Source organism: Hydrogenophaga crocea (genome assembly GCF_011388215.1).
GTDB classification, from domain to species: domain Bacteria; phylum Pseudomonadota; class Gammaproteobacteria; order Burkholderiales; family Burkholderiaceae_C; genus Hydrogenophaga; species Hydrogenophaga crocea.
This window is the reverse complement of the sequence record NZ_CP049989.1, coordinates 1,427,191-1,441,274: the sequence shown is the minus strand read 5'-3', so window position 1 is coordinate 1,441,274 and position 14,084 is coordinate 1,427,191. Positions and strand designations below refer to the sequence as shown.

The window sequence follows — 14,084 nt, the reverse complement described above, 5'->3', positions numbered from 1 at the left end:
CGACGCCTCCCGGACGGCAAAGGCCGTCACCGCTGACCGCGGTGACGGCCTTTTTCATGGGCGGCGCTCAGGCCGCGACCGGGGCGGCCGCGCTGGCGCGCGCCCACAAGGCGAGCGGTGTGGAGAACTCGCCGCCGCGCTCGCGGAAGTGGCGCAGCACGATGTCGATGCGGTCGAGGAATTCGCGCAGGTCCGCGCCGGTGCGCACGTAGGGCGTGTGGCCAGGCACCAGCGAAGGCGAGTGGTAGGTCAGCGTGAACACCCGATGGCCTTGCGCGAGCATGGCGTCGATCAGGCGCTTCTGCACCGGCGCGTCGAAGCCTTCGGGGCTCAGGCGCGCGCGCCACAGGGCATTGAGGCGGCTCAGGCTGCCCTGCACGTGCAGGCGTTGCATCAGGGGGCTGTCCCACAGCGCGGGCAGGCGCCGCCCCATGCGCCAGGCCCAGCCGCCATAACCCACGGTGAGCGGCACTTCGAGCAGGCGGCGCGAGGCATCGGTGAAAAAGGGCTCGGCGGGCATGCCCAGGTAGTCGGGGCCGTGGCTGTGTGCGAACGTGGTGTCGGGCACGAAGCTGCAGTCCACGCAGTAACCGAGTTCGAGCAGGCTGTCGAAGGTCTTGGGACCCAGGCCGTAACGGCCGGCCTTGAACACACGCGGCGCGGCGCCGAAGGCCTGCGCCACGGCCTCGGTGCTCGAACGCAGCTTGGCGGCCTCGAGCGCGGGCGGCAGATTGCCGTGGAAGGAGTTGAAATTGGTGACCGCCTCTTCGTGCGGCGGCGTGATCCAGGGGTGGCAGTGCGTGCCGAAGCCGGCCAGGCCCTGCTCGACCAATCTGCGCAGCGTCGCCACCTCACGCGACACGGCCACGGCGTGGTTGACCACGTAGGTCGGCTGCACGCCATACCGGGCAAACACCTCGTGTGCCCGCCCCTGTTCGGCGATCGAGCCCGTGGTGCGGGCATTGCGGTCAAAGGGCTTGGACCAATCGAATTCTTCTTCGGTGTCCACCACCACCAGCAGCACTGGACGCTCCAGGCGCAAGCCGGCATCGACGGGGACGATCGGCGGCAGTGTCATGCAAGGCTCCCTTGCGTTCGACCGGCCGGCACACCCCGCTCCTCCCTCGATAGCATGACTTCTCCTCGCGATGCCCCATGGTATTTGTATTGCGCGCCGTGCCGGCTGTGGTCCGGATGCGACTGCGGCCACAGCCTAGCCGCACCACCCGACCCCGGACACGCGCGTTTCGTCCATCTTCACCCTTAATTCCAATTAGTTCACATACTCTCACCCGTATGGGGGTAGCGGCTGGGCGCAGGGTAGTTACAGTTGGTTTCGGGTAGTGCTATTTTGTATTAGATTTCCCGGTTTCGGCGAAGAGGGGCGGTGATTCATGAGTGAGAAGACGCGCGGTGCTGCGCAGGCTGGAGAGCCGCCCTTGCTGGGCGACTGGCTGGTGCGTGGCGCTGTGACCTGGCCCGAGCGCCCGGCGCTCGAAGCGGCCGGTGGCGAAAGCTTCGGCTACCAGGCCCTGCTCGCGCGCGTCGAACAGGAAGCCGCCCGCTGGCGCCAGGCCGGCATCGCCCCGGGCCAGCGCATGGCGATCGCGGCCACGCGCTCGCCCGACTCCGTCATCGCCATCCTCACCGCCGCCCACCTGCGCGTGGGCTACGTGCCGCTCGACCTCGCCTATCCGCCCGAACGCCTCAAGGCCATGCTCGAAGACGCGGCCCCGCGCGCCGTGGTCGGCGAGGCATCCGCGCTGCAGCGCTTGATCGAGCTCGTGGGCCCGGTGCCCAGCCTGCAACAGCCCGCGCCCGACGCCGCCGGCCTGCACGCCGCCCAGCCCGATCTGGCCTATGTGCTGTTCACCTCGGGCTCCACCGGCCGACCCAAAGGCGTGGCCATGGGCGAGCGGCCGCTGCGCCACCTGATCCACTGGCACGCCCGGCACGCGCGCCTGGGTCAGCCCGCGCGCACGCTGCAGTTCGCGCCGCTGTCGTTCGACGTCCATTTTCAGGAAATCTTCTCGACGCTGGCCTGTGGCGGCACCCTGGTGTTGGTGCCCGAGGCCGAGCGGCGCGACCCGGCCTTGCTGCACCGCGCGCTGATCGAGCGGAGCGTCGAGCGCCTGTTCGTGCCCTACGTGGCACTGCAGATGATCGCCGACGCCTCGCGCGAGGCCGTGCCTGCCGCCCTCAAGGAGGTGGTCAGCGCGGGTGAGCAGCTGACGGTCACGCCCGCGATCCGGGCCCTGTTCCAGCGCCTGCCCGGCGCCGAGCTGCACAACCACTACGGCCCCACCGAAAGCCACGTGGTCACGGCGCACGAGCTCACGGGCGATGCCACCCACTGGCCCGAGATCCCGCCGATCGGCCTGCCGCTGCCCCATGTGCAGGTGGCCCTGCACGAGGCCCAGCCGCTCGAAGACGGCGCCACCCAGGGCGAGCTGCTGCTGGGTGGTGACACCCTGGCCAACGGCTACCTGGGCCGCGCCGAACTCAGCGCCGAGCGCTTCCGCCGCGACGCCGACGGCCGCGCCGGCACCTGGTACGTCACGGGCGACCTGGTGCGCCAGGACGCGGCCGGCGTCATCACCTACCTTGGCCGCGCCGACCAGCAGGTCAAGGTCGATGGTTTCCGCATCGAGCCCGGCGAGGTCGAGGTGGCGCTGATGGCGCACGAGGCCGTGAAGGAAGCCGTGGTCACCGCACCCGAGCTGCCCGGCGTGGGCAAACAGCTCGTGGCCCACGTGGTGCTGCACGCGACCGCGACCCCTGAAGCGCTGGCCGCGCTGATCGGCCAGTGGCGGCAGTTCCTGCGCGCGCGCATGCCCGAGTACATGGTGCCGGTGCGCTACGTCGCGCTCGAGCGCCTGCCCATGACCCCCAGCGGCAAGATCGACCGCCGCAACCTGCCGCTGCCCGTGGTCGAGGCCGCGCCGGCGGCCCTCGCCACCACCGAACCGCGCGCGCTGGTGCGCCAGCTCTGGCAGGAGCTGCTGGGCCTGCCCACGCTCGCCGACGATCAGAACCTGTTCGACCTCGGCGCCAAATCGCTGCTGGTGATGCGCTTCGTGGCGCGCCTGCGCGAGGCCGGCGTGAACCGCGTGGGCGTGGCCGATGTGTACGACCGCCCGAGCGTGGCAGGCATCGCTGCCGCGCTCGAAGGCCAGAGCGCCGCGCGCGGCCCGCGCCGCAGCGCGCCGGTGGGCGCCACCCAGGGCATCGCCATCGTGGGCATGGCTGTGCGCGTGCCCGGCGCGAACGGGCTCGACGCCTTCTGGCAGGCCCTGCTCGAGGGCCGCGAAGGCATCCGCCATTTCCGGCCCGAGGAACTGGACCCCGCCGTGCCGGCCGAGCTGCGCGCACGGCCCAATTTCGTGCCCGCGCACGGCATGCTCGACGAGGCCGACCGCTTCGACGCCGCCCACTTCGGCATCTCGGCGCGCGAAGCCACCATGCTCGATCCGCAGCAGCGCCTGATGCTCGAACTGAGCATTGCCGCGCTCGAACACGCGGGCATCGACCACACGCGCGGCGACGACCGCATCGGCGTGTACGCGGGCACCGGCAACAACGCCTACGCGCCCGCGCTGCGCCAGGAACAGCCCCAGCTGGTGCAGCAGTACGGCGAGTTCGCCACCATGCTGGCGAGCGAGAAGGACTACGTCGCCACCCGCATCGCCAACCGCCTCAACCTGCGCGGGCCGGCGATCAGCATCCACACCGCGTGCTCCACCAGCCTGGTGGCGCTCACCCAGGCCTGGCACGCGCTGGCCAGCGGGCAGTGTGACGTGGCGCTGGCCGGCGGGGCCAACGTGCACGTGCCCCAGGCCACGGGCTACCTGCATGTCGAAGGCGGCATGGAATCGGCCGACGGCCACTGCCGCCCCTTCGACGCCCAGGCCAGCGGCACGGTGTTCGGCAGCGGCGGCGGCATGGTGGTGCTGCGCCGGCTCGAAGACGCGATCGCCGCGGGCGACACGGTGTACGCCGTGGTGCGCGGCGTGGGCATCAACAACGACGGCGGCGACAAGGCGAGCTTCACCGCGCCCAGTGTCAGCGGCCAGGCCGAGGCCGTGCGCATGGCGCTCGACCACGCGGGCATCGACCCACGCTCCATCGGCTACGTCGAGGCCCACGGCACCGGCACCTCGCTGGGCGACCCGATCGAGATCGCCGCGCTCACCCAGGCCTGGCGCGACGGCACGGCCGACAACGGCTTCTGCGGCATCGGCTCGGTCAAGGGCAACGTCGGCCACCTCGCCGCGGGCGCGGGCGTGGTGGGCCTGATCAAGGCCACGCTGGCGCTGCACCAGGGCACCATCCCGGCCACGCTGCATTTCCGTGCGCCCAACCCGCAGATCGATTTCGCGCACACGCCCTTTCACGTGATCGCGGCCAACACACCCTGGCCGCGCACGCCCGACGCGCCGCGCCGCGCGGCCGTGAGCTCGCTCGGCGTGGGCGGCACCAACGCGCACGCGGTGCTCGAAGAAGCGCCCGCGGCCCGGCCGCTGCCCGCCGACGACGGCCAGCGCTGGCTGCTGCCGCTGTCGGCGCGCACGCCCGACGAGCTGCTGGCGCGCGCGCGCGATCTGGCCGACCACCTCGAACGCCACCCCGAACTGCCCCTGGCCGGCGTGGCCGCCACGCTCATGCGCGGTCGCCGCGCCATGGGCCAGCGCGCGTGCGCTGTGGCCACGAGCACCGCCGAGGCGGTGCAGGCGCTGCGCCAGATCAAGAGCGCGAGCGCGGCCAGCGCCGCGCCGCGCGTGGTCTTCGTGTTCCCGGGCCAGGGCTCGCAGCACCCCGGCATGGCGCGCGGCCTGTTCGACGAATCGCCGGCCTTCCGCGAGGCCTTGCAGAACTGCCTGCGGCTGGTGCAGGCCCGCCTGGGCACCGACCTGCTGCCCTGGCTGCTGCACGACGACCCCAAGGACGAGGCCGTGGGCCGGCAGCTGGCCGAAACGCGCCACGCCCAGCCCGCGCTGTTTGCCATGTCGTACGCGCTCGGCGCGTGGCTGGAGAGCCTGGGCATCCGCGCGCAGGCGCTGATCGGCCACAGCATCGGCGAGTACGCGGCCGCCTGCCATGCGGGCGTGATGTCGCTCGAAGACGCCGTGGCCGCCGTGGTCGCGCGCGGCCAGGCCATGTTCGACCAGCCGCCCGGCGCCATGCTCGCGGTGCGCCTCGCGGCCGACGCGCTTGCGCCGCGGCTGCCGCCCGAGGTGGAGATCGCGGGCTGCAACGCGCCCGCGCTCACCGTGGTGGCCGGCCCCTTCGCCGCCATCGAGGCCCTGGCCGTGACGCTCGAAGCCCAGGACGTGGGCTGCACGCGGCTCAAGGTCTCGCACGCCTTCCACAGCGCCGCGATGGACGGCGCGCTGCCCCGCGTGCAGCAGGCGCTGGCGCAGGCCCGGCTGGCCGCGCCGCGCGTGCCCGTTTACTCGTGTGTGAGCGGCGAGCCGCTCACCGAAGCCCAGGCCACCGACCCCGCCTACTGGGCCCACCAGGTGCGCGCACCGGTGCTGTTCAGCAAGGCCGTGAGCGCCGAACTCGCGCACGCCGACGTGGTGTTCGTCGAGGTCGGCCCCGGCCAGGCGCTGTCGGCCCTGGTGCGCCAGCACCGCACCGCGAAGAACACCGTGCCGCGCAACCTGGCCCTGCTGGGCCCGGCGCAGGACCCCGGCCAGCCCGCGGTGGTGGCCTTGTCGGCCATCGGCGCGCTCTGGAGCGCCGGGGTCGAGCTGGCCTGGCCGGTCGCCGCGTCGGCGCCGCGCGTGGCCCTGCCCGGCTACCCCTTCGCACGCACCCGCCACTGGTTCGAGCGCCGCGCCGGTGCCCTCCCCGCCCCCGTCACCGACGCCCAGCCCGTGCTGGCGTCCGCCCCTTTCCCCGAGCCGCCTCCCATGCCCATGAGCCGCATCCCCACCATCGAAGCCGAACTCAAGCGGGTCTTCAGCGACGTCTCCGGCCTGCCCGCCGCCGAACTGGCCAGCGACGCCACCTTCGTCGACCAGGGCCTGGACTCGCTGTCGCTCACCCAGGCCACGCTGGAGATCGAACGCGTGTTCGGCCTGAAGTTGCGCTTCCGCCGCCTGCTCGAAGACCTGGACACCGTCGCCAAGCTCGCGGCCCTGCTCGACCAGCAACTGCCGCCCGAGCGCTTTGCTCCGGCTCCCGCGCCAGCGCCGGTCGCGGCCCCGGTGGCGCAGGCCGCGCAGGTCGCGCCCGCGGTGGCGCAGATGGCCGTGCCGGCCATGGCGCCGATCAACCCGACGGCCGCCTTCGCGCCCTTGGCCCCCCTGGCCCCCGTGGCCGGCGGCGCCGCCGTGCACCAGCTGATCCAGCAGCAGATGCAGCTCATGTCGCAGCAGCTCGCGCTGCTGTCGGGCGTGCCCGCCGCGGCCGTGGCGCCGGTGGTGCTCCAGGCGGCGCCGGTGGAGGCCCCGTTGGCCGCCGCCCCCGCCCCCGCCGCTGCACAGGCGGTCAGCGCGGCGCCCGCAGCCGCGGCCGCCGACAGCGGCGAGCCCACGCTCAAGTCGCTGGTTGAAAAGCCCTTCGGCGCCTCGCCGCGCTTGACCCTGCAGGCCGGCCAGGACTTCACGCCCGCGCAGCAGCGCTGGATCACCGACTTCATTGCCCGCTACAACGCGCGCACCGGCAAGTCCAAGACCTTCAGCCAGGACAACCGCAAGGTGATGGCCGACCCGCGCGTGGTGACCGGCTTCAACCCGCTCTGGAAAGACCTGGTCTACCCCATCGTGGTCGACCGTTCCAAGGGTGCCAAGCTCTGGGACCTCGACGGCAACGAATACATCGATCTGCTCTCGTGCTTCGGCGCCAACATGCTCGGCTACCAGCCCGACGACGTGCTGGCCGCCATGCACCGGCAGCTCGACCTCGGCCTCGAGGTGGGTCCGCAGCACCCGCTGTCGGCCGACGTGGCGCGCCTGATCTCGCGCTTCACCGGCATGGAGCGCGTGGGCTTCTGCAACACCGGCTCCGAGGCCGTGATGGGCGCCATGCGCATCGCGCGCACGGTCACCGGCCGCAAGAAGATCGCGATCTTCACCAACTCGTACCACGGCATCTTCGACGAGGTCATCGTGCGCGGCACCCGCCAGCTGCGCTCGCTCTCGGCCGCGCCCGGCATCCTGGCCAACGCGGTGGAGAACATCCTGGTGCTCGACTGGAACAGCGAAGAGTCGCTCAAGGTGCTGCGCGAGCACGGGCCGCAGCTCGCGGCCATCATGACCGAGCCGATCCAGAACAAGTACCCCAACATCCGCCCGCGCGAGTTCGTGCAGGCGCTGCGCCAGATCGCCGACCAGTCGGGCTGCGCGCTGATCTTCGACGAGGTCGTCACGGGCTTTCGCGTCGGCCGCGGCGGCGCGCAGGAGTTCTACGGCGTGCGCGCCGACATCGCCACCTACGGCAAGGTCATCGGCGGCGGTCTGCCCTTCGCGGCCATCGCGGGCAATGCGAACTGGCTCGACGCGCTCGACGGCGGCCACTGGCAGTACGGCGACGACTCCTACCCCGAGGCCGGCGTCACCTACTTCGCCGGCACCTTCGTGCGCCACCCGCTCGCGCTCGCGGCCGCACACGCCTCGCTGCTGCACATCGACCGCCAGGGCCAGGCCTTCTACGACACCATCAATGCGCGCACCCAGCGCATGGTCGACCGGCTCAACGCCGGCTTCGCGCAGCGCGGCGCGCCCTGCAACGCGGTGAACTGCGCGTCCATCTGGCGCCTGCACTGGGACGACGGGCAAAAGAACGTCAGCCTCTTCTACTACCTGATCCGCCACCTCGGCCTGCACGTGTACGAGCAGTTCGGCCACTTCGTGACCGAGGCCATGACCGACGAGATCACGACCCGCATCGCCGACACCATGCTGCAGGCGCTCGACGAGCTCATGGCCCTGGGCTTCATCACGCGCCGCGACGGCGGCTCGCCCGGCGGCGGCCAGCCCGTGCCGCCGCTGCCCGGCAGCGCGCCCGCCCCCGCCGGCACGCCCGCGCCCGCGGCCGCAGCCGGTCCGGCCCCGGTCGAGGCCGCGCTCTCGCCCGGCCAGACCGAGCGCTGGCTGGTCGGCGCCTTCGACGACGCCGCGCGCCGCGCGCTCAACGAGTCCTTCTGCGTGAGCCTGCGCGGCAACGTGAGCAAACCCGCGCTGCGCCAGGCCCTGCAGGACGTGGCCCAGCGCCATGCCGCCTTCCACCTGAGCTTCGACACCAGCGAGCCGCGCCAGCACGCGCACGACCCGCGCCCGGTCGAGATCGCCGAGGTCGACCTGCGCCACGAGGCCGAGGCCGACGCCGACGCCGCGCTCGACGCCTTCTGCACGCGCGCGAGCCAGCGCGACTTCCCCTTCGACCAGGCCCCGCTCGCGGCCTTCAGCCTGCTCGACCTGGCCGACGGCCGCGTGGTGGTGCACGTGGTGGCCAGCCACCTGATCTTCGACGGCTGGGCCTCGAGCGTGTTCAACGCCGAGCTTGCCGAGGCCTACCAGGCGCGCTGCCGCGGCCAGGCGCCGCAGTTCAAGCCCGCCGAATCGCCGCTGGCCTTTGCCGAGGCCGAGCAGGCGCGCATGGACAGCCCGCAGGGCCGGGAAGCCCTGGCCTTCTGGCGCGAGGCCCTCAAACAGCCGCCGGCCCCGGTGAACCTGGGCGACCGCAGCCCCGAAGGCCGCCGCCAGTTCAGCGCCGACACCGTGCGCGTGCGCCTGGCCGGCGAGCGTTACGAGCGCCTGCGCAGCCAGTCCAAGGCGCGTGGCGCCACGCTGTTCCAGTGGCTGCTCACGGCCGTCACGCGCCTCATCCACGAGCGCAGCGGCCAGCCCGAGTTCGTGGTGAGCATTCCCTACGCGAGCCAGTCGCTGCAGCGCCATGGCCCGCTCATGGCCGACGGCGTGCTCGACCTGCCGCTGCGCCTGTCGTGCAGCGCGCAGGACAGCGACGAGGCCCTGCTCGCGCGCGTGCGCTCGCACCTGATGGACGCGCTCGAGTACCCGGTGATGACCCAGGGCACGCTCGCGCGCGCGCTGGGCCTGCCCAGCCGCGGCGACCGCCCGCCGCTCACCGGCATCTACTTCAACCTCAACCCCAAGGTCGACCTCTCGGCCTACCTGCCGCTGCAGGCCGCCCTGCACGAAGGCCGCAAGCAGGGCATCCTGGCCGAGCTGTTCTTCAATTTCTACGAGCAGGACGACGCCCTCACGCTCGACCTGCACCACAGCGCCGAGTTCTTCAGCCCCGCCTGCGCCCAGGCGCTGGTCGACGGCCTGGTGGCGCAGATCGACCGCCTCAACGGCGTGAGCGCCGTCGCGAAAGCCCCGGCCGTGCCGGCCAGCGCTGCGCCCGCGGCGCGCAGCGTTGCCCAGCCCGGCCCCGCCGCCAGCGCCGACCCGCGCCTGATCGCCTGGAACCAGGCCACCGACGTGCCCTTCGACGTGGCCACGCGCGTGGAGGCCTCGGTGAGCCGCCAGGCCCAGGCCACGCCCGACGCCACCGCGCTGGTGGCCCAAGGCGTGTCGCTGAGCTATGCGGCGCTCGAACGCCGGGCCAACCAGTTCGCGCAACTGCTCGCGCAGCGCGGCATCGGTCCCGGCGCGCTGGTGGGCGTGTGCCTGGCGCGCGGCCCCGAGCTCGTGCCCGCGCTGCTGGGCATCCTCAAGACCGGTGCGGCCTACGTGCCGCTCGACCCCAACTTTCCCAAGGACCGCCTGAGCTACATGGCCGAAGACGCCGGCCTGCGCCTGGTGGTCACCGAGGCCGCGAACGCCGCGCTCAGCGGCCTGCCGCGCGAACAGCAGCTGCGCGTGGACGACGACCGCGCCAGCCTGGACGCCGCCAGCGATCAGGCCCTGCCCGCGCCGCACAACCCCGCGGGCGACGCGCCCATGTACGTCATCTACACCTCGGGCTCCACCGGCAAGCCCAAGGGCGTGGTCGTGCCGCAGCGGGCGGTGAGCAACTTCCTCGCGAGCATGGGCCGCGAGCCCGGCCTGAAGGCCAGCGACCGGCTCATGGCCGTCACCACGCTGTCGTTCGACATCGCGGTGCTCGAGATCTTCCTGCCCCTGGTCACGGGCGCCACCACGGTGCTTGCGCAGCGCGACGAGATCATGGACGCCGAGGTGCTCGGCCGCCTGCTCGGCGAGCAGCGCATCAACGTGATGCAGGCCACGCCCACCACCTGGCACATGCTGCTCGACGCCGGCTGGCAGGCGCCCGCGGGATTCCGCGCGCTCTGCGGCGGTGAACCGCTGCCGCCCTCGCTCGCGGGCAAGCTCCTGGCCCAGGGCATCGAGCTCTGGAACATGTACGGCCCCACCGAAACCACGGTCTGGTCCACGCTCAGCCGAATCACCGACGCCGCGCAGAAGATCAGCATCGGCCACCCGATCGCCAACACCCAGGTCTGGGTGCTCGACGAACAAGGCAAGCCCTGCGCCATCGGCCAGGAAGGTGAGCTGTGCATCGGCGGCACCGGCGTGGCCAACGGCTACTTCAAGCGCGAAGAACTCACCGCCGAGCGCTTCGTGGCCGACCCCTTCAGCCGCGTGCCCGGCGCGCGCCTGTACCGCACCGGCGACCTCGCGCGCTGGCTGGACAACGGCACGCTCGAACACCTGGGCCGGCTCGACTTCCAGGTGAAGATCCGCGGCTACCGCATCGAACTCGGCGAGATCGAGGCCCGCCTGGCCGCGCTGCCCGGCATCGCGCGCACCGTGGTGATGGCGCGCGAAGACACGCCCGGCGACGTGCGCCTGATCGCCTACGCCGTGCCCGCGCCCGGCGCCACGCCCGAACCCGCCGCGCTGCGCGACGCCCTGCGGATCGGCCTGCCCGACTACATGGTGCCCCAGCAGGTGGTGCTGCTCGAGACCCTGCCGCTGCTGCCCAACGGCAAGATCGACCGCAAGGCCCTGCCCGCGCCCGTGGCCACCGCACCGGCCTCCAGCGGCCCGCTCAAGCCGCCGTCCACCGACACCGAGCGCACCGTGCTCGAGGCCATGCAGGCCGTGCTCAAGCTGCCCGCCGTCGGCGTCGACGAAGACTTCTTCGCGCTCGGCGGCCATTCGCTGCTCGCGGCCAAGCTCATGGGCCAGCTCAACAAGGGCCTGGGCCTGCAGCTCAACCTGCGCGTGCTGTTCGAGTCGCCCACGGTGGAAAAACTCGCCCGCGCGATCGACAACGAGCGCGGCGGCAAGACGCCCAAGCGCGCCCCGCTGGTGCACGAGCCCGAGCGCCGCCAGGCGCCGCTCACGCAGATGCAGGAGCGCATCCGCTTCATCGAAGAGATGCAGCCCGGCCGCGTGGTCTACCACGTGCCCTCGGTGCACCGGCTGCGCGGCCCCATGCAGCCCGAGCTGTTCGACCGCGCCTTCCAGGCCATGGTGCAGCGCCAGGCCTCGCTGCGCACGGTGATCGTGCGCGACGGCGACACCTGGGTGCAGCGCACGCTCGACCACGTGCCCTGCTCGCTGCTGCCTGTGGAAGACCTGAGCGAGCTGCCCGCCGATCAGCGCAACGACGCCGCGATGGAGCTGGTCGGCCGCTGGCTGCACCAGCCCTTCGTGCTCGACCAGGCGCCGCTGTTCCGTGCGCGCCTGATCCGCCTGGACACGCAGGAGCACCTGTTCTTCTTCATGACGCACCACGTGGTCTGGGACGGCTGGTCCTTCGACCTGCTCTACGAGAACATGAGTGCGCTCTACACCGCCATGCTCGATGGCAGCGAGCCCGCGCTCGCGCCCATGCCGCTGCAATACACCGACTTCGCGGCCTGGCACAACACCTGGATGCAGAGCGAGGAGATCGCGGGCCAGCTCGACCACTGGCAGCGCCAGTTCGTGCAACGCCCGGTGCAGACCCCGCAGGCCGACCTGCCGCGCCTGCCCGGCGCGCAGCGCGTGGGCGCCACCGAGTTCATGCGCATCGAATCGGCCGACGCCGAACGCGTGCGCGACATCGCCAAGCAGACCGGCTCCACGCTGAGCATCGTGGCGCTGTCGGTCTACGCCGTGCTGGCCTCGCAGCTGTTCGACGAGCCGCAGCCCACCATCGGCGTGCCGGTGCGGGGCCGCCCGCACCCGGATCTCGAGCCCATCATGGGCTTCTTCAACAACATGCTGCCGGTGCGCCTGGCGGTGCGTCCCGAGCTGACCTGGATCGAGTGGATCAAGCACGTGCGCGCCACCATGGTCGAGGCCTTCGCCAACCAGGACGTGCCCTTCGAGCGCATCGCCGCCGCGCTGGAAAACCTGCAGCCCGGCCAGCACGGCCGCCTCTACCAGGCGCTGTTCACCTTCCAGGACGCGCGCGCCCGACCCAAGAACTGGGGCCCGCTCACCCACGAGCGCACGCGTTTCCGCCACCGCGGCGCGACCGAAGACCTGAACTTCTGGCTGGTCGAGATCCCCGCCGGCATCGAGGGCGGCATCCAGTACGACACCGGCCTGTTCCTGCCCGAGACCGCGGCCTGGCTGCGCGAGCGCTTCCTGGCCACCTTCCTGGGTCTGGCGAAACAGCCGAACCAGCGCATCGCCGACGCCTTGCAGGCCACCGAGGCCGACCGCGCCCGCGTGCTCGCGCTCGACGCCGCACCCGTGCAGGGGCCGGACCTGCTCAAGCTGCTCGAGCGCCACAGCGGCGCGGCCGTGCTGCGCCACGGCGAGCGCAGCCTGAGCGCGAGCGAACTGCTGCAGCGCGTGCAGGCCGCGCGCCCCGCACCCGACGCCACCGACCCGATCGACCAGCTGGTGCAGGCGCTCGCCGGCCCCGACCGGGCGCGCGCGTCCGACACGGTCGAAGCGCTGGCCGCGCAGGTGCAGCTGCTGCCCGGCGACCGCCTGCTCGCCATCGGTGCGCGCCCCGGCCTCGCGCTGGCGCTGCTCGGCCTGGCCGCGCGCCAGGGCGCCGAACTCGTGCTGTTGCCGGCCGACGCCGCGCAGCGCCCCGACACGCTGGAGGCGCTGCGCGCCGACAGCACCGGCCTGGTGGCCGCCGACGCGGCCGCCTGGTCGGCCCTGCTCGCGGCCAACGCCGGCCGGGCGCTCTCGGGTATCGCCGTCATCGACGTGCGCGAGAACAGCCAGGAGCTGATGCAGGCGCTGAGCGCCACGCAGGCCAGCGTGCTGCAGATGGCCACCGACACCGCCACCGGCCTGCCGCTGGCCGCGGGCTGGGCGTCCGGCGTGGCGCAGCACGCGGTGTTCGGCCGCCCGCTGCTGGCCGGCACCGTGGTGGTGGGCGAAGCGGCCGACCGGCCCGCCGGCCTCGCCGTGGCCGCACCGCTGTGGCTGCGCGGCAGCGACGGCGCGTGGCGCGCCAGCGGCATGCGCGCGCGCTGGCGCGCCGATGGCGTGCTGCAGTACCTGGGCGAAGACGGCCCGCACGCCGTGCTGGCCGGCGAGCGCCTGGCGCTCGATGCCCTGGAGAAAGACCTTGCGCAGCTGCCGCTGGTGGCGCGCGTGGCCAGCGCGCTGCACACCACGGCCACGGGCGAACGCCGCCTGCAGATCGGCATCGAGCTCGACGCCAGCGTGCCCGACGGCGGTGTCGACGCCCTGATGGAGCGCGCCGGCCAGCGCCTGAACGCCGCGCTGCCGGCGGCCGTGCGCGCGCGCACCGACCTGCTGTGCCTCGAGCGCCTCGCGAGCACGCCCGACGGCCGCCTGCTGGCCTCCGCCTCGCGCCCGCGCCGCCGCGCCGCGAGCCAGGTCGCCGAGCACTTCCAGGGCAGCGCCACCGAGCGTGAAGTTTTCGCGGTCTGGAGCGAGCTGCTGGGCACCACGGCCATCCGCCGCAACGACAATTTCTTCGACCTCGGCGGCACCTCGCTGAGCGCCATGCAGGCGGTGCAGCGGCTCGAAAAGCGCATCGGCAAACAGGTGAGCCCGCGCCGCCTGGTGTCCGAATCGCTGGCCCAGCTCGCCGCCGCCTACGACGGCCTGCAGGCCGAAGCGCCCGCGCCCGCCGCCGCCAACCCGGCCCCGGCCGACACCGCCCCGGGCGGGCTGCTGGGCCGGCTGCGCCGGCTCGTGCAGCGCGCCTGAGCCCTCCTG

General features: G+C 72.8%; 2 protein-coding genes. One reads left to right on the top strand and one right to left on the bottom strand.

The window, feature by feature from the left end:
- Nucleotides 1–67: 67 nt before the first annotated feature.
- On the bottom strand, nucleotides 68–1,078 hold the full coding sequence (locus G9Q37_RS06900; protein WP_166226447.1) for a polysaccharide deacetylase family protein: 1,011 nt from the start codon (nucleotides 1,076–1,078) through the stop codon (nucleotides 68–70).
- A 316-nt stretch (nucleotides 1,079–1,394) separates the two neighbouring features.
- On the opposite strand from G9Q37_RS06900, the gene G9Q37_RS06895 reads away from it, so the two are divergent.
- On the top strand, nucleotides 1,395–14,075 hold the full coding sequence (locus G9Q37_RS06895) for a non-ribosomal peptide synthetase/type I polyketide synthase (RefSeq protein ID WP_166226445.1): 12,681 nt from the start codon (nucleotides 1,395–1,397) through the stop codon (nucleotides 14,073–14,075).
- Nucleotides 14,076–14,084 lie beyond the last annotated feature (9 nt).

Excerpts from the sequence above, each read along its gene's own strand:
- G9Q37_RS06900 (WP_166226447.1), bottom strand. The coding sequence starts at position 1,078 with ATGACACTGCCGCCGATCGTCCCCGTCGATGCCGGCTTGCGCCTGGAG.
- G9Q37_RS06895 (WP_166226445.1), top strand. The coding sequence starts at position 1,395 with ATGAGTGAGAAGACGCGCGGTGCTGCGCAGGCTGGAGAGCCGCCCTTG.